The 23,920-nt window shown below is 51.9% G+C and carries 32 protein-coding genes; 22 read left to right on the forward strand and 10 right to left on the reverse strand.

The annotated features are described in order from the left end of the window. Positions 1–187: 187 nt before the first annotated feature. The 11 genes from GX441_04625 (at position 188) to GX441_04675 (ending at position 7,549) form a co-directional block, all read left to right on the forward strand. Entirely contained in the window at positions 188–382 is a 195-nt protein-coding gene (locus tag GX441_04625) for a hypothetical protein (protein NLI97927.1), read from the forward strand. Between the two features lie 15 nt (positions 383–397). Beyond that, complete coding sequence (locus GX441_04630; protein NLI97928.1) at positions 398–781, forward strand: desulfoferrodoxin; 384 nt, start codon at positions 398–400, stop codon at positions 779–781. A gap of 1 nt (position 782) precedes the next feature. Beyond that, a complete protein-coding gene (locus tag GX441_04635; protein NLI97929.1) occupies positions 783–1,337 on the forward strand; it encodes a ferritin in 555 nt (184 codons plus the stop codon). Between the two features lies 1 nt (position 1,338). After that, positions 1,339–1,833, forward strand: a complete 495-nt coding sequence (locus GX441_04640; GenBank protein ID NLI97930.1) for a ferritin family protein — start codon at positions 1,339–1,341, stop codon at positions 1,831–1,833. Positions 1,834–1,920: 87 nt separating this feature from the next. Then, positions 1,921–3,423, forward strand: coding sequence for a DUF438 domain-containing protein (locus GX441_04645; GenBank protein ID NLI97931.1), 1,503 nt, complete (start codon positions 1,921–1,923; stop codon positions 3,421–3,423). Beyond that, positions 3,423–3,875, forward strand: a complete 453-nt coding sequence (locus GX441_04650) for a PAS domain-containing protein (protein NLI97932.1) — start codon at positions 3,423–3,425, stop codon at positions 3,873–3,875. Before GX441_04645 ends, GX441_04650 begins: the two co-directional genes overlap by 1 nt. Beyond that, entirely contained in the window at positions 3,862–4,170 is a 309-nt protein-coding gene (locus tag GX441_04655) for a heavy-metal-associated domain-containing protein (GenBank protein NLI97933.1), read from the forward strand. Before GX441_04650 ends, GX441_04655 begins: the two co-directional genes overlap by 14 nt. Positions 4,171–4,173: 3 nt before the next feature. Further along, positions 4,174–4,380, forward strand: a complete 207-nt coding sequence (locus tag GX441_04660; protein NLI97934.1) for a heavy-metal-associated domain-containing protein — start codon at positions 4,174–4,176, stop codon at positions 4,378–4,380. A gap of 21 nt (positions 4,381–4,401) precedes the next feature. After that, entirely contained in the window at positions 4,402–4,614 is a 213-nt protein-coding gene (locus GX441_04665) for a heavy-metal-associated domain-containing protein (GenBank protein ID NLI97935.1), read from the forward strand. Between the two features lie 113 nt (positions 4,615–4,727). Continuing rightward, positions 4,728–6,986 (forward strand): cadmium-translocating P-type ATPase, encoded by a 2,259-nt coding sequence (gene cadA / locus GX441_04670; GenBank protein ID NLI97936.1) that lies wholly within the window; start codon positions 4,728–4,730, stop codon positions 6,984–6,986. A gap of 98 nt (positions 6,987–7,084) precedes the next feature. Next, positions 7,085–7,549 (forward strand): arsenate reductase ArsC, encoded by a 465-nt coding sequence (locus GX441_04675; GenBank protein ID NLI97937.1) that lies wholly within the window; start codon positions 7,085–7,087, stop codon positions 7,547–7,549. A 35-nt stretch (positions 7,550–7,584) separates the two neighbouring features. On the opposite strand, the gene GX441_04680 is transcribed toward GX441_04675, so the two are convergent. From GX441_04680 to GX441_04705, 6 genes are read right to left on the reverse strand one after another with little or no spacing between them, the layout of a single operon-like run. After that, positions 7,585–8,553: a M23 family metallopeptidase gene (locus tag GX441_04680; GenBank protein NLI97938.1), complete on the reverse strand. Its 969-nt coding sequence runs from the start codon at positions 8,551–8,553 to the stop codon at positions 7,585–7,587. A 44-nt stretch (positions 8,554–8,597) separates the two neighbouring features. Next, entirely contained in the window at positions 8,598–9,422 is an 825-nt protein-coding gene (locus GX441_04685) for an Mrp/NBP35 family ATP-binding protein (GenBank protein ID NLI97939.1), read from the reverse strand. Between the two features lie 52 nt (positions 9,423–9,474). Continuing rightward, positions 9,475–9,855 (reverse strand): hypothetical protein, encoded by a 381-nt coding sequence (locus tag GX441_04690; GenBank protein ID NLI97940.1) that lies wholly within the window; start codon positions 9,853–9,855, stop codon positions 9,475–9,477. A 12-nt stretch (positions 9,856–9,867) separates the two neighbouring features. Continuing rightward, positions 9,868–10,071: a hypothetical protein gene (locus GX441_04695; GenBank protein ID NLI97941.1), complete on the reverse strand. Its 204-nt coding sequence runs from the start codon at positions 10,069–10,071 to the stop codon at positions 9,868–9,870. Between the two features lie 20 nt (positions 10,072–10,091). Then, positions 10,092–10,313, reverse strand: coding sequence for a DUF5320 domain-containing protein (locus tag GX441_04700; protein NLI97942.1), 222 nt, complete (start codon positions 10,311–10,313; stop codon positions 10,092–10,094). A gap of 2 nt (positions 10,314–10,315) precedes the next feature. Continuing rightward, on the reverse strand, positions 10,316–10,687 hold the full coding sequence (locus GX441_04705) for a DUF134 domain-containing protein (GenBank protein NLI97943.1): 372 nt from the start codon (positions 10,685–10,687) through the stop codon (positions 10,316–10,318). A 137-nt stretch (positions 10,688–10,824) separates the two neighbouring features. On the opposite strand from GX441_04705, the gene GX441_04710 reads away from it, so the two are divergent. The 10 genes from GX441_04710 (at position 10,825) to GX441_04755 (ending at position 17,384) form a co-directional block, all read left to right on the forward strand. Next, the gene (locus GX441_04710; protein ID NLI97944.1) at positions 10,825–11,337 is read left to right on the forward strand and encodes a hypothetical protein; all 513 of its coding nucleotides are present in this window, start codon (positions 10,825–10,827) and stop codon (positions 11,335–11,337) included. Positions 11,338–11,443: 106 nt separating this feature from the next. Continuing rightward, positions 11,444–11,794, forward strand: coding sequence for a carboxymuconolactone decarboxylase family protein (locus GX441_04715; protein ID NLI97945.1), 351 nt, complete (start codon positions 11,444–11,446; stop codon positions 11,792–11,794). After that, the gene (locus tag GX441_04720; protein NLI97946.1) at positions 11,761–12,288 is read left to right on the forward strand and encodes a GAF domain-containing protein; all 528 of its coding nucleotides are present in this window, start codon (positions 11,761–11,763) and stop codon (positions 12,286–12,288) included. Before GX441_04715 ends, GX441_04720 begins: the two co-directional genes overlap by 34 nt. 279 nt (positions 12,289–12,567) lie before the next feature. Continuing rightward, positions 12,568–13,587: an RnfABCDGE type electron transport complex subunit D gene (locus GX441_04725; protein NLI97947.1), complete on the forward strand. Its 1,020-nt coding sequence runs from the start codon at positions 12,568–12,570 to the stop codon at positions 13,585–13,587. Continuing rightward, positions 13,584–14,201: an FMN-binding protein gene (locus GX441_04730; protein ID NLI97948.1), complete on the forward strand. Its 618-nt coding sequence runs from the start codon at positions 13,584–13,586 to the stop codon at positions 14,199–14,201. The genes GX441_04725 and GX441_04730 overlap by 4 nt, the downstream gene beginning before the upstream one ends. Continuing rightward, on the forward strand, positions 14,198–14,839 hold the full coding sequence (rsxE, locus tag GX441_04735) for an electron transport complex subunit RsxE (protein ID NLI97949.1): 642 nt from the start codon (positions 14,198–14,200) through the stop codon (positions 14,837–14,839). The genes GX441_04730 and rsxE overlap by 4 nt, the downstream gene beginning before the upstream one ends. A gap of 14 nt (positions 14,840–14,853) precedes the next feature. Further along, positions 14,854–15,438, forward strand: a complete 585-nt coding sequence (locus GX441_04740; GenBank protein ID NLI97950.1) for an NADH:ubiquinone reductase (Na(+)-transporting) subunit E — start codon at positions 14,854–14,856, stop codon at positions 15,436–15,438. A 129-nt stretch (positions 15,439–15,567) separates the two neighbouring features. Continuing rightward, entirely contained in the window at positions 15,568–16,677 is a 1,110-nt protein-coding gene (locus GX441_04745; GenBank protein ID NLI97951.1) for a 2Fe-2S iron-sulfur cluster binding domain-containing protein, read from the forward strand. Between the two features lie 9 nt (positions 16,678–16,686). After that, positions 16,687–17,142 (forward strand): hypothetical protein, encoded by a 456-nt coding sequence (locus tag GX441_04750; GenBank protein NLI97952.1) that lies wholly within the window; start codon positions 16,687–16,689, stop codon positions 17,140–17,142. Between the two features lie 80 nt (positions 17,143–17,222). Continuing rightward, positions 17,223–17,384: a rubredoxin gene (locus GX441_04755; GenBank protein NLI97953.1), complete on the forward strand. Its 162-nt coding sequence runs from the start codon at positions 17,223–17,225 to the stop codon at positions 17,382–17,384. A gap of 540 nt (positions 17,385–17,924) precedes the next feature. Here the strand turns inward: GX441_04755 and GX441_04760 are convergent. Then, the gene (locus GX441_04760) at positions 17,925–19,610 is read right to left on the reverse strand and encodes a T9SS type A sorting domain-containing protein (protein ID NLI97954.1); all 1,686 of its coding nucleotides are present in this window, start codon (positions 19,608–19,610) and stop codon (positions 17,925–17,927) included. Positions 19,611–19,656: 46 nt separating this feature from the next. Further along, entirely contained in the window at positions 19,657–21,288 is a 1,632-nt protein-coding gene (locus tag GX441_04765) for a T9SS type A sorting domain-containing protein (GenBank protein ID NLI97955.1), read from the reverse strand. A gap of 243 nt (positions 21,289–21,531) precedes the next feature. On the opposite strand from GX441_04765, the gene GX441_04770 reads away from it, so the two are divergent. After that, entirely contained in the window at positions 21,532–22,680 is a 1,149-nt protein-coding gene (locus GX441_04770; GenBank protein NLI97956.1) for a PKD domain-containing protein, read from the forward strand. A gap of 101 nt (positions 22,681–22,781) precedes the next feature. Here the strand turns inward: GX441_04770 and GX441_04775 are convergent, their stop codons facing one another. Beyond that, a complete protein-coding gene (locus GX441_04775; protein ID NLI97957.1) occupies positions 22,782–23,501 on the reverse strand; it encodes a nucleotidyltransferase domain-containing protein in 720 nt (239 codons plus the stop codon). Positions 23,502–23,516: 15 nt separating this feature from the next. After that, entirely contained in the window at positions 23,517–23,915 is a 399-nt protein-coding gene (locus GX441_04780; GenBank protein NLI97958.1) for a hypothetical protein, read from the reverse strand. Between the last annotated feature and the right edge of the window lie 5 nt (positions 23,916–23,920).

The following is a 23,920-nucleotide window of genomic DNA, read 5'->3' on the forward strand; positions in this document are numbered from 1 at the left end:
ATCTCATAAACGTGTAGGCATCGCGATAAAATGCGTTTGTCAGCGCGCCATCGCCCGGAACCCTGAAACCGTTGCATGATGATCTAAGGACTTGAATATAAGGCCTTAGACTCATTAGTCGTTTATAAAAAGCGAGATTGACCTCCGGGGTCTTGACATACCCTAGTATTTTTCTATAATTAGCTTGATGATTTCAAAGAGAAGCGCAAGTCCCTTTAAAAGGTTTCAAAATCCATCGATATATGATGACGAGATTAATGGACTTAGCGATAAGCGCATATTAAAGCTTGACATGCGCCTTGACATGCCGTATATCCATCCTATACTAGGATTGAAGGAGCGGCGTGTTCAGGTAAAAATTTGTCAAAAAATCCCTTTTTAGGCCAAAGGAGGAATAATGGCTCAACACTCAAAGATATACAAGTGCGAGGAATGCGGAGACATGATCGAGGTCATAAAGGAAGGTTGCGGCAACTACACCTGCCACGGGCAACCCATGATGCTTCTGGTGGAGAACACCACCGACGCGGCAAAGGAGAAACACGTACCCGTCATCGAGAAGATCGCGTCGGGATACAAGGTCAAGATAGGCAGCGTGGCACATCCTATGGAAGAAAAACACTTTATAGAATGGGTTGAACTCTCCGACTCCGAGGGCCGTGTTTACCGCAAACAGCTCAGGCCGGGCGATGCGCCCGAGGCCGAGTTCCTGATGCCTGCCTCGTCCTCCGTCACCGCACGCGAACACTGCAACATTCACGGTCTCTGGAAAGGGGAATAAGATGATCTCGAAGAAGATAGAAGAAGGCTTCAACAAGCAGCTTAACGCCGAGCTTTACGCGGCGTACCTCTATTTCGCCATAGGAGCGTGGTTCGAGGAGCGCAACCTCGACGGTTTTGCACATTGGATGAAGGCTCAGGCGTTCGAGGAGACGAGCCATGCCATGCGCTTCTACAAGCATGTTCTGAACCGCGGCGGGCATCCCACGTTCTCGGCTATAGCAAAGCCCGAGGGCGCCTGGAACACGCCTCAAGAGGCGTTTGCTGCAGCATACGAGCACGAAGTAAAGGTCACGAAGATGATAAACGACCTCGTTGACCTTGCTCAGGCTGAAAAAGACAACGCCGCGCTGCGGGGAATCCTCGACTGGTTCGTAAACGAGCAAATCGAAGAAGAGGAGCAGACCATGGTCGCCGTGGACCGGCTCAAGATGCTCGGAGACGACAAGCAGGCGCTCTACCTCCTAGACAAGGAGTACGGTGCCCGGCCTCTTGTCACGACCGCTTTCATTATAAACCCCAACGCTGCCGGCGCTGCAGCCGACGCAGGAGCGTAAGATGGGTATCAGCTTCAATGCGGAAGAGATACTCGGAATAGCGGTGCAGATAGAGCGCAACGGCCAGAAGTTCTACAAACAGGCGGCGTCCAACATCGCTAACGAAGAACACAAAAAGCTTCTTGAGGAGCTTGCCGCGATGGAAGTCGCGCACGAGAAATATTTTTCAGGGATGCTCAACTCTCTCTCCCCTGACGAGCGCGGCACCAAGGACTACGACCTCGATAACGAAGCCGCAGGATACCTCAAGAACGTGGCCGACGGCAACGTATTCGACTACCGCAAGGACCCAACAGAACTCCTCAAGGGTATCGAATCCATAGACGATATTCTCAGAACGGCAATCGGCATGGAGAAGGAATCGGTGGTCTTCTACTCAGGAATCAGGCAGATGGTCCCCGAGCATATGGGCTCGGAGCGCATCGACGAGATAATAAAAGAAGAGCTCTCGCACATCAGCCTCCTGTCCCGAGAGCTCATAGCCGTAGGGAAGTAACGAGGCCAGAATGAAGCCTCGCTACGACCTGCATGAAAGAGAAAGGGAGGAGCACCCAGGCTCCTCCCCCTCATCCGGGGGCAACGAGTGAAACTAAGTCCCAAGACGAGAGTGGGCGAACTTCTTGACGCCTACCCGTTTCTCCTCGACTTCCTGCCTGACTATAATAAACATTTTGAGAAGCTCCTTAACCCGGTGGCGCGCGCGACCATTGCGAAGGTCGCCACTCTGGAGATGGCCGCCCAGAACAACAATCTCGATTTGAAAAGGTTTCTTGAGGATTTAAGAACAGCGATACTCGAAAACACGGGCGAAGAGCTTGTAATCATGTCCGACGAAGAGCTGAGAGCGAGAGCAAAAAAGATAAAGTCCATTCTTGCCGAACTGCACGAGAAGGGCCCATCCTCACGAGAGTCGCTTGAGCGCCGTTTCGCGGAAGAGATAAAGGACATAACCCCGGGCGAGATTGGCGAGATAGAGCAGGAGCTCGTACGGGAAGGAATGACGCCCGAAGATATAACCTCCATGTGCGACCTTCACGTTGCCGTGATGCGCTCCGGTCTTGAATCGTCACCCGACATGCCTGCCGGACACCCCGTGCATACGGCAAGGCTTGAAAACCGCGAGTTCGAAAAGCTTGCAAGGACGCTCTCCGGGCTTGCAAGGGAACTGGGCAAGGCATCGCTTAAAGAAAAAGCGCCCGCGCTCGAAAAGACGCTTTCTTCGCTCAGCCTTGTTGAAAAGCACTACCTGAGGAAGGAGCACGAGCTGTTCCCGCGCCTTGAGAAACACGGCGTGACAGCTCCTCCTCAAGTGATGTGGGCCGTTCACGACCAGGTGCGCGCGCTATTAAAAGAAACGAAGGGATTGCTCGAAAAAACCAGTGTCAAAGAGTTTTCCGAGAAAGCGAGAAAACTTTCCGCAACAGTGCTCGATATGATATATAAAGAGGAGCAGATTCTTTTCCCTATGGCGCTTGAGCACCTGTCGTCCCAGGAGTGGCTCGAGATAAAGAGGGGGGAGGATGAGATCGGCTACAGCCTTGTAACCCCGGGCGCGGATTGGAATCCTCAAACTTCCCCTGAGCCCGGCGCTCAAGACGGCTCAATAAAAAAAGATCTGGGAGAACAAGGAGAAACAATGGAGCTTAACGAGTTTGCAGAAAATCTCAAGAAAAATGCGAGACTGCCGCTCAGCGTCGGCGGTCTTACGCTTGAACAGATAGACCTCATGCTCAAAAATCTTCCCGTTGACATATCGTTCGTCGATGAGCACGACGAGCTTCGCTACTACTCCGACACGCCCGAACGCATCTTCACGCGCACGCCCGGAGTCATAGGCCGCAAGGTGCAAAACTGCCATCCGCCCAAGAGCGTGCACGTGGTTCAAAAGATTATAGACGAATTCCGCAAGGGGACAAAAGATGTCGCCGAGTTCTGGATTGAGCTTTCAGGCAAGTTCATCCATATACGCTACTTCGCAATGAGGGACAGTAATGGTCGCTACCGCGGCACCCTGGAGGTGTCGCAGGACGTGACAGGAATCCGCAAACTCGAGGGACAGAAAAGGCTTCTGGATTGGAAGGAATAGTGGACAAAGCCGCCTTAGACCTTGGTTCGGGAACGCTCACTCTCGAAGAGCTGAGAATGATGCTTCGCTCCCTGCCCCTCAATATCGACTACGTCGATGAGAATGACGCCTTTCGCTACTATTCCAACGGCGACAGGCTATTCAAGCTATCGACAGACGAGCTCGGCAAGAACCTTGAGGAGTGTCATTCAGAAAAATCAATGCCAATGGTCAAGGAGATTACAGGCGCGTTCAGGAAAGGAAGAAACGAACCCTACAGGTTCGTTAACTTAAAAGAAGGCCGCTGGCTGGAAGTGCGGTATATCCCTTTACGTGATGAAAAGGGAGACTATAAAGGAATCCTTGAACTCTCTCAGGATATCACCGAGGCCTGCAACATCAAGACCCCGTATGTCCCGCCGGAGTTCGGGGAGCTCCTTGAGCAGTCAAGGAGGAACAATGAACACCCGTAACACCCGTAACACCCGTAACACCCGTAACACCCGCAGCGCCAGCAGCGCCAGCAGCCCCAGCAGCCCCAGCAGCGCCGGTAGCGCCCGTAGCGCCCGCAGGGTTACCATTCCAGCTATAAGCTGCACCTACTGTTCCAGGCTCATCAAAAGAGAGCTTGAAACCATAGAGGGGGTCAAGGTAGTTGTCGTTAACCTGCCTTTGAGAGAGGTCGTTGTTGAATGGCAGCCTCCCGCTACGTGGGAGGCAATTGTGCGAATGCTCAAGGAAATAGAGTATCCGCCGAAGGAGAACTGATTTATGGAAGAAAGAAAAATAAAGATACCTGCAATCAGCTGTCATCACTGCAAGATGACCATAGAGCGCGCGCTTTCGGAGCTTGCGGGCATTCGCTCCGTCGAAGTCGATGAACAGGCAAAGACCGCACTCATCGTCTGGGATGCCCCACTTACGTGGGAGCTGATAGCCCAGACACTTGCGGAGATTGGATATCCGCCCGAAGCATAGAAGATTACCGAGGAGGTAATTATGGAAAAGAAGATATTCAAGGTGAAAAAAGTTGAAGGCTTCTCCACGTACCTTGAACTCAAGAACGAATTCTCTAAGATAGAAGGATTCAAGGACGTAAAGGTCGATATCACGACAAAACAGATAAGGGTTTTATGGGACGCTCCGGCGACATGGAACGATTTCGAGCTTGAGCTGACACGGATGGGTTACCAGCCTGTCTTTTTAGATTGAAGGACTTCGTAAGAAGAGGAGCCTTGAACCGAAGGAAGAGTGGAAGGACAGGGAATGAATAGTAAAATGTGAAAGAAATGAAGTTGGATAAAAAGAATCCGGATAATCGGGCAATGGGAGAGAAAGTTCCAGGCAAAACAGAAACCGTGAAGGAGCGCATTGAACTACCCATTATAGGTATGACGTGCGCCAACTGTGTGCTTACAATCGAGCGTAATCTTCGAAAAAAAGTTCCCGGCTTAATATCCGCCACAGTCAACCTTGCCACCCAACGAGCATCGGTCGAGTTCGATCCCCGACTCGCGAGCCCGAAACTCATTGCAGAAGTCATAGATAGTGCGGGTTACAAGGCGATACTTCCGACCGAGAAATCCAGGGACGAGGAAGAGCGCGCCCGCGACAGGGAAGAAAGAAAGGAGAGGCAGGCTTTCTGGACAGGCGTTGCCTTTGCCGCTCCGCTCTTCGTCCTGAGCATGCTTCGCGATTTCGGGGCGCTGGGGCACTGGTCGCACGCATTATGGTTTAACTGGGTTTTCCTCGGCCTTGCTTTGCCTGTTCAGTTCTATACGGGTTTTGGTTTCTACAAAGGAGGGTTTAAGTCGCTGCGTTCGGGTTCTGCGAATATGGACGTCCTCGTGGCCATGGGTTCCTCGGTCGCGTTCATCTACTCCGCCGCCGTCACCATCTTTCCCCAGGCAGGTAATCACGTTTACTTCGAGACCTCGGCTTTAATAATCACTCTCATCAAGCTCGGCAAGATGCTCGAGGCACGAGCTAAGGGTCGCGCTTCAGGGGCTATCCGCAAGCTCATGGATCTGGCTCCGAAGGTTGCGCACATTGTGATGTCCGACGGACTCGAACGCGAGGTGCCGGCAGAGCAGGTCAGGCCAGGAGATATAGTTGTTGTCAGACCTGGAGAGCGCATACCGGTGGACGGCGAGGTGGTATCGGGTTCATCCTCGGTCGATGAAAGCATGCTTACCGGCGAGTCAATGCCCCAGGACAAGAACGTTGGAGCAAAGGTGTTCGGAGCGACTATCAATCTGGAGGGCCTCGTAAAAATCAAAGCCGAAAGCATCGGCTCCGATACGGCTCTTGCGCAAATCGTCAGGCTTGTTCTGGCCGCTCAGGCTTCAAGGGCGCCAATCCAGAGGCTGGCGGACAGGGTTTCAGCCGTATTCGTCCCGGTCATAATCGCAACGGCCTTCGTTACCTTTATCCTGTGGTGGCTCGCAGGAGGCCAGTTCGCGCCTGCCATGCTGCGCCTTGTTGCCGTTCTCGTTATAGCGTGCCCCTGCGCCCTCGGCCTCGCCACGCCAACGGCCATAATGGTCGGAACCGGCCGAGGAGCCGGAATGGGCATACTCTTCAAGTCGAGTGAGGTGCTGGAGACCGTTCACAAACTCGATATCGTCATGTTCGATAAGACGGGCACAATCACAGAGGGCAAGCCAGTTCTTACGGACTGGATTCCGCTTGACTCCGGCGATGAAGGTCTTGTTTTAGCCGCATCCGCCGAGCAGGGCTCCGAGCACCCGATTGCAAAAGCGGTTGTCGAGGGAGCCCGTGCAAGAGGCTTGCATCTCAAGGAGCCTCAGGATTTCAAGGCGGAACCAGGATTCGGGATAAAGGCTCTAATCGCGGACAGGAAGGTGCGCGTGGGCAAGCGCGCCTGGTTCGAGCTGAGTGAGGATGCAAAGGAAATGTCGGACGAACTTGCCTCTCTGGGCAAGACGGTCATGATCGCCGAGATAGACGGTCGAATCGCCGGGCTTCTTGCCGTAGCAGACTCGGAGAAGAAAACCTCAAGGCAGGCTATTTCGGCCCTGCACGCCCTCGGTCTCAAGACCGTTATGCTCACAGGCGACAGCCGCGAGGCTGCCCATGCAATAGCCTCAAAGGTAGGGATAGACGAAGTGAGGGCCGGCGTTCTGCCCGGTGACAAGGAAAGACTCGTGCACGAAGAACTGGATAAGGGAAGGAAGGTTGCCATGGTCGGAGACGGGATTAACGACGCGCCTGCGCTAACTCGAGCCGACGTAGGCATAGCGATAGGCACAGGGTCGGATATCGCCTTGGAGGCATCTGATGTTACGCTTGTGAAGGGCGACCTCCGGGATGTCGTGCGGGCGATAGCACTTTCCAAAGCCACCATGAGCGCCATAAGGCAGAACCTTTTCTGGGCCTTCTTTTACAACATCCTCCTCGTTCCCGTTGCTGCGGGCGCGCTGCACTGGTTCGCGTGGCTGCCATCCCTAATACGCGACCTGCATCCCGTGCTTGCTGCCGCGGCAATGGCATTCTCCTCCGTCACGGTAGTACTGAACAGCCTCAGACTCTCAAGAAAGAAGGTAGAGTATGAACCACAATGAGCGTCTCGCTGCCAAAAAACATAGCAAAGCAACAACGCGGTTGTTGCGCTCCAAAAAGGGAGCAAATCGTCTTAAGGCTTTCTAAAAAGGAGAATCTGATGCCTGAAAAAATGCGCGTTCTATTTCTCTGCACGGGCAACTCCTGCCGCTCGCAGATGGCCGAGGGACTGCTGCGCCGTCTCGGCGGAGAAAAGTTCGAAGCCCGCTCGGCGGGAACAATTCCATCCTTCGTCCACCCGAGAGCGGTAGAGGTCATGGCTGAACTCGGGATTGACATCTCCCAGCATCGCTCAAAGCACGTTTCGGAGTTCGCGGGCGAGACTTTCGATTTCGTAATATCCTTATGCGGCGAGTCGAACTGCCCATCCTTTATCGGCAAGACAGGTACAAGCCTTCACTGGCCCTTTCCTGACCCGGTTGGTGCCGCAGGAAGCGATTACGACGTGCTCAAAGGGTTCCGCAGAGTCAGGGATGCTATTAAAGCGAAGATCGAGGAGTTCGTCGGAAACCCCGAATCTTTTGTATCACGCAGCCCCGATTTCTTTGTTAAACGTCCGGATTAGTCGGGAATTCCTCGAATAATTGATCTCGGTAAGGCCTATTCCGTCGACCACTCTGTGGGCCACTCGTTTTCCAGGAAATATCCTTTAGGATTGACGGGAATGCCGGCGATCCTTACCTCGTAATGCAGATGGACCCCTGTCGTTCGTCCGGTTTCACCCATCACGCCTATGGCTTCATTCCGGCGTACTTTCTGACCTGGCTTTACTAAGAATGCATCAAGATGACCGTAAACGGTTTCGATGCCGTTTCCGTGTGCGACTACGACGGCGTTTCCGTATCCCGACAGCTCGCCTGCTTGCGTAACGGTTCCGTCGGCGCTTGCCATTACAGGCGTGCCTTTTTTATTGGCAATGTCGATTCCCGGATGAAAAGCCGGCGTGTGCAGGAATGGGTCTATGCGGAATCCGAATCCGCTCGAGACGTAACCCTCAGTAGGTTTAATCGAAGGCGTATGATCCAGCAGATTCTGGTCTGTGGTAAGCCTGCCATCGACTTCTCCGAAGCTTTTCTCAAGGAAAAGGGCCCTGCGGGAAAGCTTATCTATTGACTGCTCGATATCGAAAACTTCCTCGTAACGCTTGCTGCCCATCATGCGCAGCTCCTCCATAGAAGGTTTCTCTACAGCGGGACCGCCGACGCCCAGCAAACGTTCATCCGGTAATGCGATATCCATGCCTTTGTATGTGCGAATCTGGGCATCGTGGAACTCCATGAAGGCAAGCATAATAGACATAGAATCCGCGTACTCTCTGAGACAAGAGAAGCGGTCCATGAGTTCGAGATTCTCCTCTTCAAGATGTTTCAGTTGAGAACCAGCTATTTGTTTGCTGGCGCAGCTTAGAATGGATTCGCCGCCTCCCACAAAGAACGAAAACAGGAATAAAGCTCCGCAAAAGAGAGCCCACATCGGAGCGGAAAATCTTAAGGACCTTAACCTTGGTCCGGCATCGACTATAATCGTTATCTTTCTTTTTATTATATCTTTAACACGCTTCACCATCATAAATTATACATCTAACCGGACGGCTGTCAAAGGCGATCAGGAAACTAAAGCCTGGCTACATCCTCGACTACAAGATTCAAAATCCTCGCCGCATCGCTTTGCGGGTGCTCCAGCACGTAGGGCTTTCCGCCGTCGGAAGCCTTAACTATCTCAGGATCAAGGGGTATTGCTCCAAGGAAAGGAACCGCCAGGTCCAGAGACGCTTGCTTGCCGCCTCCCTGCTTGAAGACGTCTATCACCTTCCCGCAATGCGGGCAAACGAGTCCGCTCATGTTCTCCACAATTCCGAGTGTCGGCACGTTCAACTGATTCAGGAAGCTCAGACATTTGCGTGAGTCAAGAAGAGCCACGTCCTGGGGAGTCGTTACTACCACCGCGCCAGATATATCGGGGATAAGCTGGGCAATCGACAGCGGTTCGTCGCCTGTTCCAGGCGGAGAGTCAATCACAAGAACATCGAGTTCTCCCCAGCGCACCTCGGCAAGAAACTGCTTCAAGAGGCCCATCTTTAACGGTCCCCGCCATATCACCGAATCGTCCCTGGATTTCAAGAGAGATGCGGTGCTTACGGCAACCAGGTTATCCATTACGGTTATGGGTTCTATGGTATTGTCCTCCGATACGCCCAAAGGCATTCCCTCGAACCCAAGAAGGTGCGCTACGGACGGTCCGTGGATGTCGGCATCCAGAATCCCGGTCTTAAGCCCTTTTTCCGCAGCAATGAGCGCGATGCTCGTAGCCACGAAGCTCTTACCGACCCCGCCCTTGTTCGAAAGCACGAGCAGCTTCCTTTTGATGCGTCCGAGATTCGCCTCGAGTTTGCGGTCAAGCTCCTCCTGTCTCCTCATCTGTTCTTCGGATTGTATCATTTGAATATCTCCTTGGCTCCTGATCAGCTTTTTTCGGAGAAGTTTCCTGTTTCTAGTGGTGTCCGCAGTCTGGCTGACTGCACTCCTTAAGCGTGCCGTTCGAATAGGCGCGAGCGGCCTCTTCGGCGTTTTCCGTCTCGGTGAAAACCGGCTTGATTCCGGCTCCAACCAGGTCCGCTACAGCTCTTCTGCCCATCCCGCGGGCGATTATGACCTCTGAACCAGCGAGGAGGGCAACGAATCTTTCGTGACTGTGGTGGACGCCGTGCTCGTGAGCGGAATCGTGACCGTGATCGTTGTGGTACGGGTTGTTCTCGACAAGTTCCTTTTGAAGTATTTTACCTTTTTCCGCTTCGAATATAATAAAATACCTGGCCCTGCCGAAATGGGGGGCAATCGTTGCTCCGTCATCCGAAGGTAGCGCTATTTTCACATGTTCTCCTTGTTATTCGTTTATGTCATCGAGACAGCACTCTATGCATTCATCGTAGAGCGCTTGCATCTTTTCGACGTGTTCTACTATGCAATCGAGTTTGTGACCTGCGGTTCCCGCTATACGCTCCCGGTTCAGAACTTCCTCTGCGGCTTTGACAGCCTCGCCCATCGCGAAAAGCGCTTTTATTTTCAGATGCAGCCTTTCCGATTGCATGATCCATCTCCTTCATTTTGTCAGGCCTGCAACTCCTCTATTAACTTCTTTAGTCTGCGGGCCTGGGCTTCGACAAAACGTAAACGCTCTCTAAGCAGTTCCGTGTCGGTTTCTCCTGATGTCTCCCCACTAAATCCTTTGATTCCCCAACCGAGGCACCTGTATCCTCTCATGCGATATCCCATATTCGATCTTGATAATCTCCTGCCCCATAAAGGACCTGTTCCATCTCCACAAGGCATAGCTACTCCTTTCTTTCTTCTGAACTTTTAACCGCATTCCTTCCCCAGCATCTGCGCCGACCGTGAAAACCCGAAGCGGCCGATTCTACAAGGTAATTGCCGCCGTTTACCTCGATGCCCTTGCCATCTATTACCGCACTAACGATTTTCTTGCGTGCAATCTCCAGAAGTCTCGACAAGGTGGGCCTCGATATCTCCATCCTCGAGGCCGCTTCCTCAAGATACATTGCCTCCATATCGACCAGGCGCAAGGCCTCGAGCTCATCATGTGTTACTATCACAACCTCGAGTTCCCTCATCGGGATTCCCTTGGGCCCGAAGAAACCTATTCCGTACTCGCTAGCTATTCTTCTGCATTTACAGGGGCGGGGCATCGCAAATTCTCATTATGAACATATGTTCATTATAACAATCAAGAACGCGAAGTCAAGGTTCACTAAATCCAGGAGATCTCCTGGTCTTGCGTTATCGTTTATATGGGTTAGAATATCCCAAAACTAAAGGAGAATGAATGACTGTTGAAGAAGCAATCAAGACGGCTATTGAATACGAGACCAAAGTCCGGGATCTTTACAACGAGGCTTTGTCTAAAGCGACCGATCCGGACGGCAAACGTATCTTTTCGTTGATGGCGTCAGAGGAACAGCATCATCTCGACTACCTCTACGCGAAACTCGCGAAGTGGCAAGCATCCGGAGAATTGACCATTGAGGGCCTCAGAACGGCCCTGCCGTCCAGAAAGAGAATCGAAGAGGGCGCAAAGGCCATGCAAGCCCAGGTAAGCAAGAGGGACTACGGAGAAGAGATTAACATGCTCGAGGAGGCGCTCGAGGCCGAGAAGGTAACCTCCGCTTTCTACCGCAAGATGGTCTCCGAACTTGCAGGCGAGGCGCAGAAGATGTTCGCGCACTTCGTCGAGATAGAAGAAGGCCATCTGGCGCTCGTGCAAGCGGAGCTGGACTCCGTAGGCAGAATGAGCTACTGGTTCGGCCTAAGAGAGTTCGATCTCTATGGGGATAAATAATACTCCAAGAAATTCCACGGGAATTTCTTGGAGACCCCGAATAAGTATATGAGTTTGTGATTCAGCCATGCCCTTGGAAACAAGCAAGCTGTAGAGATCTGTTGAGATGAATGACATCGAAGATTTCAAGAAAGAACGTGAGCGGCTTCACAAGAAGGTAATGGAGTTCGCCGGAAAGAACATGAAGGCGTTCCATCATCTGGATTTCGAGACCTACGGTCCGGGAGCGCTGGACGCGAAGACCAAGGAGATGATGGGGCTGGTTGCCTCGCTTGTTCTTCGTTGCGAGGACTGCATAACCTACCACCTCTCAAGGTGCAAGGAGGAGAAGGTATCCTCTAAGGAGCTTGAGGAGGCAATGATGATAGCGCTTATGGTAGGCGGTTCTATCGTTATTCCTCATCTCCGTAAAGCGGTTGATGAATGGTACGAAATGAATCCAGAGGAGGAAAGTTGAAGCTCACCGAAGAAGAAAAGAAAATGCTTTTCTCAACCCTTATCCACGAAGTTAGCTCCGCGGCGCGGAGCTCAGAAGACCCCAGAGTAGTATTGAAGTCAGTTTGCGATCTTCTCAAGGACAAAGTTCCGTACTACGACTGGGTAGGATTCTACCTGACCAATCCGGACGCTGAAAGAGAGCTTGTTCTCGGCCCTTTTGCTGGCGCACCCACAGAACACGTGCGCATCTCTTTCGGTCAGGGGATATGCGGACAGGCTGCCGAACGCAAGCAGACCTACGTCGTGCCCGACGTCTCAAAAGAAACCAACTATCTTTCATGCAGTCCGACAGTCAAATCCGAGATAGTACTGCCTATCCTCAAAGAAGGCGAGGTAATGGGCGAGCTTGACATAGACTCCCATACTGTTGACGCCTTCTCCGAGGAGGACAGGGCGTTTCTCCTGAAGGTCTGCCTTGCGGCGTCCAGGCTCCTTTACCGCGCTCGGGGATAGAAAGGTTATTTCACCTTTCCCTGACTCCTTCCTGTGTATGGCGAAGCGAAGAAATACTAAAAGGGAAGCACTTTCCCCTGAGTCCGGGCGAGCAGCCTGGAATGGTCCTGCGAATCCATCTCAAAGCTGCACGCTCAGTCGTTGTAAAGGTCTGCGGAACAGCCCATGAATGCAGGGTAATCACGAGAAGGATGATCTGAAGCGAACGCTTGTTAACATTGGGTGCGTATCTTGACAACTGGGAAAGGCTAGGTATCCTAACAACCCGAAAGGATATATATGGATGAGACAAAGAAGAAAGTAAGGCTGCTTACGAAACAGGTGCTCATGAGGCGAGTTATTATCGCCATTATCCCATGCGTGCTTGCATCCATTTATTTCTTCGGGTGGCGCTCGCTCGTCATGGTTGTAGTTTCGTGCGTTACCGCCTTCCTTGTCGAGTTCATATTCACCCGGGTGCGCAAACCGCAGGAGCCAGTCTCAGAGGCTGTTTTCGTCTCGGGAATCATCTACGCCCTTATCATGCCGCCGACCGTGCCCTGGCACGTTCTCGTGATAGGAATCTCATTCGCTATCCTCTTCGGCAAGATGGTTTTCGGAGGTTTCGGCCGCAACATATTCAATCCGGCCATGGCAGGCAGGGCGTTCGTCTACATCTGCTTTCCTGTGGCTCTCACTTCGCAGTGGGCAAGGCCAGCCGCTTTCCCCTGGGGTGCGCTCAAGATGTGGAGCACATCATCCCTTCCCGATGCAATTACTGCAGCAACCCCTCTCGCACTCGTCAAAGCCGGCGCCGCCCCCCCTCCGCCCCTCCTCGACCTTTTATTCGGCAACATTGCCGGCACGATGGGTGTTACCAGCGTTATCGCCATTCTTGCAGGAGGGCTCTACCTTTTCATCTCCGGCACTGCAAACCGCTGGCTTACGCTCGCAACCATCGCGGCGTACGCCGGGTTCGACTTCCTGTTCGTCCTTCTGGGAGTCAAGACAGCCATGCCCGTACTGCCTGCCCTGCTGGGCGGCGGCTTCCTTTTCGGCGCATTCTTCATGGTTACTGATCCCGTATCCGCTCCGCAGACCACCCAGGCAAAGATTATCTACGCCGCGATAGTGGGAACCGCGGCATCCGTGATCGGAACACTCTCCGTATTCAACGGCGGCTTCATGTTCGCGCTCCTTTTGGGAAACATGTTAGGCCCCATAATCGATTACGTCTTCAAGGAACGCGCAAAGCGAAAAAAGGAACGCCAGAAATCAGAAGCAAAGCCCGCAGAGCAGCCGGCAGGGGGACCGTCATGAGCACACCCTTAAAGGAGAGGGGCTGGTTCTCTATAGTCTTCATGTTCAGCCTTACCGCTATAGCGAGCGCAATCCTCATCATGCTCGCCGGCCTCACCAGGCAAAGGGTCGATGCAAACCAGAAGCTTTCCTTTGAGCGGTCGGTGCTGGAAGCTGTCGGCGAGACGGTTCCTAAGGGAGCATCCGGAATCGAGGTTAACAAGATTTACAACTTACGCGTTAAAGATACCGTGGTCGCTAAAGACACATTCCTCGTGTATCATGCCAGCGATTCAACACTTTCATACATCATTCCGCTCTCAGGCGCAGGTTTCTGGGACAAGATTTCGGGCGTCATCGCGCTCGCCCCGGACAGGAGAACGGTTATCGGCATCTCCTTCTACCAGCAGAACGAAACGCCCGGACTGGGCGGCGAAATAATGAAGCCCTATTTCAAGAACCAGTTCAAGGGGAAGAAGCTTGCGGAAAGCGGAATCCCTATCGAGCTAAGACCGGTCGGAGCGCCTCTGGACTCAAGCTCGGTTGAAGCTATAACGGGCGCCACGCAAACCTCCACCAGACTCATGAAGTTCGTCAACGCAAGGCTCGACGCCTGGAGAAGGAGCGCAAAGTGAACTCGTCTCCCAAGAGCGCGTCCAAGATAATATCCGACGGTTTGTGGGGCGACAACCCGGTTTTCCGCCAGATTCTCGGTATATGCAGCTCGCTCGCGGTAACCAACCTCGTTCTCAACACGCTTGTCATGGGTTTCGCGCTCACCCTGACGCTGGGGCTTTCGAGCATAACGGTTTCGCTGCTGCGCAACCTTATACCGCGCAGGGTCAGAATGATGGTCGAAACGCTCATAATGGCGTTCTATGTCATCCTCTTCGACCTTGCCTTGAAGGCCTACTGGCCGGATATGAGCCGCAACCTTGGACCGTATGTCGGATTAATCATCACCAACTGCATACTCATGGGCCGCGCCGAGGCTTTCGCCATCTCTCAAAAACCGTGGCCTTCCTTTCTCGACGGCATCTTTAACGGGCTCGGCTACTCGTTCGTGCTTCTCGTCATCTCCGTTTTCCGCGAGATCATAGGCATGGGCAGCCTCCTGGGCATCCCGATGCCGTTCTTCTCCACACCGGCCTGGGACCGCTGGATTATCATGGTCATGCCTCCAGGCGCGTTCTTCACCCTTGCCGTTGTCGTATGGATATTCCGCTCCGTAAAGAAACCTCAATCCGATGAAACAAAGAAAGGAGCTTCATGAACTTCGGGAACGAGATGCTTGGCGCAGTAGCGATACTCTTCGCAGCAGTATTCACGGATAATATTCTCCTCGCCCGCTTCCTGGGTATGTGCTCGTTCCTCTCCGTATCGAGGGAGGTAAAGACCGCACTCGGTCTTGGAACGGCTGTCGTGTTCGTTATGACCTTCACGAACCTTCTGAACTGGCTCGCTTACTACTACATACTAGTTCCCCTGCACCTCGAGTTCCTCCGCTTCATCCTCTTCATCATCATCGTCGCCGCCTTCGTGCAGTTTCTCGAGATGGTCATCGAGCGCTACTCGCCAACCCTATACCAGAACCTCGGGATATTTCTGCCGCTCATAACAGTAAACTGCGCGATACTTGGCGCGGCGCTCTTCATGGTGATTCGCGAATACAACCTGCTGCAGGCGGTCGCCTTCGGGCTTGGCGGCGGTCTTGGCTGGATGCTTGCGATTGTCGCGATGTCGGGCATAAGACAGAAGCTTGCGAACTCGCGAATACCTCTGGGGCTCCAGGGACCGGGAATAACCCTCATCATCGCTGGGTTCATGGCGCTTGCATTCATCGGTTTTACGGGCGTTCTTTCGGGAAGATGATACAAATGCCTCTTTTCGTCGAAGGGAAGAAAACCGGAGTTATACTTGGTAGCCGGGAAAGACGCAGCACCCTTGACCTTTTGCGCTTCAGAGACTTCCTAATCCTTGAAAAAACCAAGAAGGAATCGAATGGCTAATGCGCTGATCTCGATACTCGTAGTGAGTGCGGTAGGTGCATTTCTCGCGGCGCTTCTTGTAATAGCCGAGCGCTTCATTGCAAACTACGGAGAAGTCGAGATAGACATAAACGCAGGCGAGAGAACGTTTTCCGTAAAGGGAGGCAGTTCGCTGCTCGAGACTCTCAAGGCTCAGAAGATATTCATACCATCGGCATGCGGCGGCCGCGGCACCTGTGCGTACTGCAAGGTCAGGGTTCTTGAAGGCGGCGGACCCCTGCTTCCTACAGAGGAACCCTACATCGACAACAAAGCCCGGTCGGAAGGCGTACGCCTTTCATGCCAGGTCAAGGTACGCAGCAATCTAGCCATCCGGATACCGTCGGAGCTCTTCTCAATCAAGGAATACGCTGGCGTCTGCGAAAAGATAACGGACTACACCTACGATATAAAAGAATACCGCATTAAGCTTACCGATCCAGGGGAGATAGCCTACACGCCCGGCCAGTACGTTCAGTTCCTTGCGCCCGCCTACAAGGGCAGCCCGGAGGAGGTATACCGCGCGTACTCCATCTCCTCAGACCCTTCCGAGAAGGATCACCTCGAATTGATTGTCCGCCGGGTCACGGGCGGAATATGCACAACCTATATGTTCGATCATCTTAAAGAGGGTTCCGAAGTCCGCATAAACGGTCCGCACGGCGAGTTCTACCTGCGCGATACGCAGGCGCCGATAATCTTCATTGCGGGAGGTTCGGGCATTGCGCCTATAAAGTGCATGCTTCACCATATGCATAATACCGCCAATTCCCGCAAGTCAATCTTTTTCTTCGGCGTGAGGACTCTAAAGGACCTCTTTCTTTCAGACCGGATGAGCGCATTCGAGAAGGAACTGGCGGAATTCCGTTTCGTGCCGGTCGTATCCGAACCGGAAAGCGCGGACTGGAGGGGCGAGAGAGGGAGGGTAACGGATGCTGCAAAGAAATACCTGGAGTCGCAACCTGATGCCGGAAATTACGAGGGATACCTTTGCGGAAGCCCGGGCATGATTGATTCCGCTATAGCCGTGCTTACCTCTCTCGGGATACCCCTCGATAAAATCTATTATGACAAGTTTTCATAGGTTGGAGAGATGAAGAAATCACCGCAGATGAAGAAGCTTGAGGAGACGCTTCGGGAATCCAAGCTCTCCCTGGCGGGATTCCTCGGCAACGACGCCAGAGACCTCACGGAGATCCTCGACGCAGACGCCCGCGAGGTCGCCTCGCTCGGTCTTACCATGGAAGAGATAGCCGAAAGGATGCATGAGCTTACCGAACTCGCAAAAGCGGAGCTAGGCGCAAGCTGCAGCGTATCTGGTAATATCGAGGTCTGCGCGGATGACAACCGCGGCCTCATACCCTGTCCGTGGCCTCACGGCGCGCTTTGCCAGAAGACGGTTACGACAGCCACGCGTGTCGACCTTGGGAAAAAAATACAATGGTCCGATCTTTCCATACATCTTATCATGGAGCACGGATTCTTTCAGGGCAAGGGCTCTCCCTTCAGGCTGGAGCCTCGCGAGCTGGTTGAAATTATCTTCGGATAGAGTATCATTTGATGCGATTGTCTAATCCTTCCGCACTCATAAAGAAGGATAATCTGAAATATTAAAACATGGAGTTAGTGATGAAAAGATACGTATGCAACGTTTGCGGATACGTTTACGACCCGGCAGAAGGCGATCCTGAGCACGATATATCTGCTGGTACACCCTTCGAGGAACTGCCTGCGGACTGGACCTGTCCGGTTTGCGGAGCCTCCAAAGACGAATTCTCGCCGGAAGATTGATTTGTGAATAACTACATTCGACATTGAAGGGCAACATCAAGTTTAGCGACTTCAGATAACAAAGCGGCCTTGCTTTGCCGCGATGCCTGACGAAGCCGGTTCGTCTTATGCGAACCTGCGTGTCCGGCTCCCAGTCTCCGAACCTCGCTTTCGCCTCGACCTCAACGGGTCTCCCATCTATCTCTATGCGCTTGATTATCTTAGACTTATGCTTGCGGGAGGCATGCCCTTTCCGCTTGCGTCGCTTGTGAGAGCGTCGAAGACAATCTATAAGCGCTTCCCGGTCAGGAGTTGTGTGGCGGTGAATAGAGTGGCAGATGGCCTCATGACTGATGGATAAGCCAGGCTTATCTATCCTGCCCGCTATCTGCTCCGGCTGTCAGTCTTCCTTGAGCTTAACGGCTACATATTCCCCGCTTGCATCGCTCTTCAACCTCTCCTTGAGGATTTCAAAGTTTATTCGTAAAAACCCTCTGCCAGGGTTCATTAATCATATGATGAGTTAAGCCGCTCAATAAACCGTGAAAGAGTAAGCTGTCGCTACCTTACAAGAACTACGCGCTCCCTCAAGCTTGCTTTTCCGGTTTCGAACCTGATGAAGTAGACGCCCGAACTCAGATGATGCCCTCGGTCATCGGTTCCATCCCAGACGACCTTGTAACAACCCTGGGTTTTTGGACCGTCAACAAGGCTTCTTACTACCTGTCCTGCTGCATTATATATCTTAATCGAAGCATTGCCTTCAAGACCAAGCTCGTATGAGATCTCCACATTGTTCCTTAGAAGGTAGGAGGAGAGCGTCAACTGAATCTCCTCATCTCGCTCTAGCTCGCTCACACCAGGCACCGAATCATCCGGATAAAGCTCTACGTGCTTTCCAGGTGCCATGTCTCTTCCCGCAAAGGCTGGATAATCGGGTGCGTAGCGCCGTATCTTGAAAACAGAATTGCTGTAAACTGAATCTCCCTGCCAGACCGGGCCGCTGTCCGTGACCGGATCGATATAACGCCAAACGATATCGCCCTCCGGAGTCACCTCGAAGAACTCGCCAGAGGGTCCTTTGCAGGCAAGCGTATTGCCGTTAGGCAGACGCTGCGCCCCGCAGATGTAGGGGACGAAGAAATCCCCTGGAATCGGCGCGGTATAAGTCCATGCGAGTCCGGTCGGACCCCATGGCTGCTTGCCGATATAATTGCCTTCTTCGTCGACCGGAGGCTTGAATTCATCCAGCGACGAGTAGGGTCTGCCGGACTGAACAGAACCGTTGTTGAAGAAGATGATGTTGCCTTCTCCTGGACAGCCGGGCTCTATCCAGTTGGCGTCGTGCCCGCCGAAGATCTTCTGGTCGTAAGAATAACCCCTGTCGTAATATGCAGGATTTCCCCAGCGGTACAGCAGGTCGCCGCCCCTTCCGTACCTGCCGCCTGTATGCCCTTTAGCCTCTTGTGTTGTCGTGGAGTGATCGATTACCCATACTTCGTTGTAGAAGGGGGTAGTCAGGATGATCTGGTCCAGTTCCTTGTTGTATTTGACGGAGTTGAGGTGAATGAAATCGGATGTGAATACGTTGCGCGCGTTGAGGTCAATTCGTTCGGGATGGTCCGCTACTTTCCCGTAGTTGTTAACCATTGAATCGTAGTCCTGCACAAGGTGATCCCAGGCATGCCACTGCCATACGATGTTGCCGCTGTCCGCACCTACTGGTTCAACTTCTATGACGTAATCGGGGTAAAGGGACAGACCGTGCAGCTTGCTTATATCTGCGCCTGCCAGAATGGCTTCCGTGTTACTTTTTATCTCCCACGCTATCATCAGCACGTTTCCTGAGGGAAGTATCTCAATGTCGTGGTGCGAAAGGTATTTGTCTCCTGAGTACTCGAAATTCCATACCATATTGCCGTCCCAGTCGAACTTCTGAATTCCGCCCGTAGCCCCTCCCCCGTTTAACACGGGATGCTGGCCTGTATACATGGACCGGTAAAGGTAACCGTCATCTGACAAATATGCCACTCCGCCAAGTCCCGGAATATGGTCTGATTCCCATGAACGTATCTTTCTGCCTTCGTTGTTTATGAGATAGGTTTCATACCAGTAGGCAGGCGAAAACAGCGTGTAACCCTTGAAAGAGGCTGAATCGTTTACAAACACGCCTACCGTCTGCTTTACTGCGGAAAATAGGCAAGTAGTCAGTATTAAATAAACCAAGACTAAAACTTTCTTTTGCATTAATCCTCCTTGGAGGTTAAGTGACGTTTACTAAGCGCATGCGATTTTAATTTACCAGAACTATTCGTTTCGTCAGACTTGTCTTGCCGGTTTCAAGCTTTATGAAATATACCCCCGATTCCAGGCTTCGACCTCTGAAATCGGTTTCATTCACATCTATCTGGTAAGAACCGGACGTCTTATTCTCATTTGCGAGCGTCTTTACCAGTTGACCGGTGGCGTTGTATAGCTTTATTGAGACATTTCCGGGAAAGTCAATCTCGTATGAGATTGCCGCGAAGCCTTTGGCAATGCCGGGAGCGTATAGCGAAGCACCGCTCTCGGGCACCGACTCCGTAACCCCCGCCAGCTCGATGGGTTCCTTTGGGGTCATATCCCGACCGCTGAATGCTGGATAGTCGGGCGGATACCTTCGTATCTTGAAAACAACATTGTTCACGATTGAATCGCCCTGACGAGCCGGTCCGTATTCGTTGACCGGGTTGATGTAAAGCCACACGACTTCGCCTTCAGGAGTAACCTCGAAAAACTTGCCCAAAGGACCGTTGCAGATAAGGGTATTTCCGTTCGGGAGTCTCTGGGCGCCCGATATAACCGGCGCAAAAAAATCACCTGGGTTAGGCGCTGAGTAGGACCAGTAAAGCTCATCGGGGCCGAATCGGGAACCGTCAAGAACGTAGTTGCCGCTGGAATCTACCGGGGTGGCGATTTCATCCGCAGAAGAAAAGCCACGTTCGGGGCCGTTGTTGAATACAAGCATGTTGCCGGATCCGGGCACGCCTTCGGCAATCCACTGGGCGTCATGCTGCTGGAAAAGGATTTGATCCTCTGGAGTACCACTGTCGTATATCTGCGGATTACCCCATCTGTAAAGCAAATCGCCGCCCTTTCCTCTCTTGCCTCCTGAATGTCCCTGGGCTTCAGCCGTAGTAGTACCATGATCGATTACCCATATCTCGCTGTAAGTGCGGCTCGAAAGAGCTATCTGATCCAGCTCTTCATTATAATCGATGGAGTTTAAGTGGATGAAATCGGGCTGGTAAAAAGTCTGTGCGTTAATATCAATCAGTTCTGGATGGTCTCTCACTATCCCGTAGTTACCCTTCGAAGGGTCATAGTTTTGAACCAGGTGGTCCCATAAGCGCCATTGCCATACTATGTTACCTTCAGAACTACCTGTCGGTTCGACCTCAACGATGTATTCAGATAACAAATCCCCAGTCAGAAAATCGGGATTCGCTCCAGCCTCGATTGCCTGGTCGCGTTTGATTGTCTCCATGGCTATAATGAGTACGTTGCCCGAAGGCATAACCTCAATATCGTGGTGGGAGCCAGGAATCTCATAATGCCACACCACATTGCTTTGCCAGTCCAGCTTCTCCACCCCTCCTCCTGAAGAGCCTACAGGCGGTGAACCGGGAACAACAATAGCCCGGTAAAGATAGCCGTCCGGTGCAAGATACGCCATGAGCCCCGGCTTATAGCCTGAGTTCCAGGAGTGGACCAGGTTGCCGTCATTATCTATAAGGTAGGTTACATAATTTGTGTTGGGCGAGAAAAGGGTGTAGCCTTTGGAGGATTCCTCCGAGTTGATTAAAAGCCCTATAGTCTTTTTTGCATGCAAGTTAAACGCCGCAATGAGCAAAAAAATATACGCCGAAAGGGCTTTATTACTCATTCGTTCTCCGCAAGAAGTTTATTATCAAAACATACATCCTTCAATTAAAAAACCGCAAACACAACCCAACCACTTTTTTAATTCACCCGTTTCCACCTCACCATAAAAGATGCGAAAGATTCTACCTCGATTATAGGGGTTGGGGTAAGCATGTCAATACGTACTATTAAATACAGTATGGATTACATGAAAGTTTGTAGCGTTCAACACTTGACAGGAATTCATTATACATTACAATAGACCGTGAATTTTTCCAACCAAGTCTTAAAGAAGATACTATGGGCGGTTTCAGGCACATTGATATTCATTGCTTGTTTTCCTGCGCTGCCCTTTTCAGTTATATATGTTGAAATAACCCCTCCAGGAGATACTTCAGGCACTACGTTGAAGGCGAGCATCGAAACCGAAGGTAAGGGAAAAATCACAGTAGAATGGATGAACGCCCGTTACGATTCGGTTAAGGTTGCGAAAAGGGAAGATATTGTAACAGATACGGCAGGCGTTTACTCCTCAATCATCTCGTCCGACCTCGGCTGGTACTGGATAAATATCTATAACGAAGGTGATTCGCTGCTTTGGCAGACGGACAGCGTCTTCTGCGGACCGGATAGCTCCCTGCCCATCGTTCATTTTTCGCCTAATCCTGAATCGGGCGCAGTACCGCTGACGGTGACTTTTTCAAATGTAACCAAAAAAGACGCTTATACTAGATGCCGCTGGGACTTCGGAGACGGGGCCGCGTCATCGGACTGGGAACCAGTCCATACGTACGACAGTCCTGGAGTGTTCGTTGTAAAACTAAGCGTCTGCAATCTAGCCGGCTCTTCGTCGGATTCAGCTGTAATAAAGGTCACCGAGCCCTTATCGGTGAGTTCAGTAGAGATTAACCCGCACGGAAGTTCATCGAAAACATTACTTACCGCTTCGATTCAGGTCAAGGGCGGAGGTGATCTCAAGGTTTGCTGGCTCAACGCCGTGTACGACAGCGTCAAAACCGTTTTTACCGATGTTATAACGGTAGACTCTAACGGCGCTTACGAATCAACGTTCGACTCCGATCTAGGCTGGTACTGGATCGATATCTTCGATGAGGAAAACTCGCTTTTATGGCATACGGATTCTGTTTTCTGCGGTCCTGACTCCACCGTACCCGAGGTTGTATTTGCGCCCAGCTGGCTCTACGGATCGCATCCTTTGACCGTGGATTTCTACAACCAAACCAGCAAGAACGAATACACAAAATGGTTGTGGGACTTCGGGGACGGATTCACCACCAACTCCGACTGGGAACCCACTCACACTTACGAAAACGCCGGACAGTTCATGTCCAGGCTCTACGTTTACTGCCTGGCAGGCTCATCCGTCGATTCGACACTGATATTCGTCTGGTGAATAAACCCAGAAATAACGCCGGGAGGTTTTTCTGGATACCAGCATTCGTTTGATGGGAATATTCGCGATAAAATCGAAAACGATTTAGGCAGGTCCTGAATTCACTCTTTTTTTGCGGAATAGACTTCAAGTTTTGCAATCATCCCCCTAGCCCAGCGTTCTAGAAGCCCTATGTAGTATGAAGGCCGCGTTTGGAGATCGTCCTGAATATCATACCAGTCCCTGGCTACACTCACGACTTGCTTATCGATTAAATCGTCAAGGTAATCAAGAATGTCATTTTTTCGTTCAAAGTATCTGCCGCGGACGACTAAAATCCAGTTCTGAAGAGCGAAGAAGCAACTGTAGAAATTGGACCTCAGGCCTGATACAATACTGGACAAGCTTTCGCCGAACATCAAAAGATGCCGGGCAATATGCAGGTTATCGCACGCTTTCATCTTGATATCGATAACAAGATCTTCGGCGCTTGGTGCAGGTATTAATCCTTCGACTGACCCGTAAACGGGCTTGCAGCCATTAAAGAAAAGCTGAGCCATGTGAAACGGAGGAGTCTGCTTAAGTTCTTTTACTGAGACAAGAATTCCTCCTGGTTTGAATTCGTCGGATGAGAGTTCACTGAAGATATCACGAAGGGTTCGTATATCATTATCGGCACAAACATCCAGCATTACCAGGCAGTCGATATCGCTTTTACGGTGGGGTTCCCCGCGAGCCCAACTTCCTATGTGGCCTATGAATTTGAGTCTTTCCCCGAAGGCAGCCATTAACTTTACTAAGAGCGCTTCGAGCCATGCGTCAACCTGCGATTGATTAAGCATTAGCCTACTTCCGGCTCATTTTTTTTCTCTCGAACCGAAATAGCCAATGGTAAAAAAAGCTGCAAGAATCGCCTGCATAACCCACGATAAGATCATCCGGGAAGCGGATATCAATCCTGTGATAACGCTGTAGATGTTAGCTGCGGCAATCCCCAGTATCACGACGATGGTAAGGAGAGCAACTCCACGTCTTTCAATCGGTTTTATACAGGCCCAGATGAGCAGAAGAGTCCAGCCCAGCATGAGCGCCGCGCCCATCATCATGGCGTAGCGGTAAGTCGGGCTGAAGCCGGAAAACCCCCAGAGCACTCGCGCCAGCTCGGGGATAAGCATTACAGGAACCATCACTGCATCTATTAAGGCTCCGAGTATGTATGCCGCTCTCAGCCATGCTCTTGCCTTGTGCTCTTTCATGCATC

Source organism: bacterium, from assembly GCA_012517375.1.
Lineage (GTDB): Bacteria > Hydrothermota > Tepidihabitantia > B3-TA06 > B3-TA06 > JAAYVC01.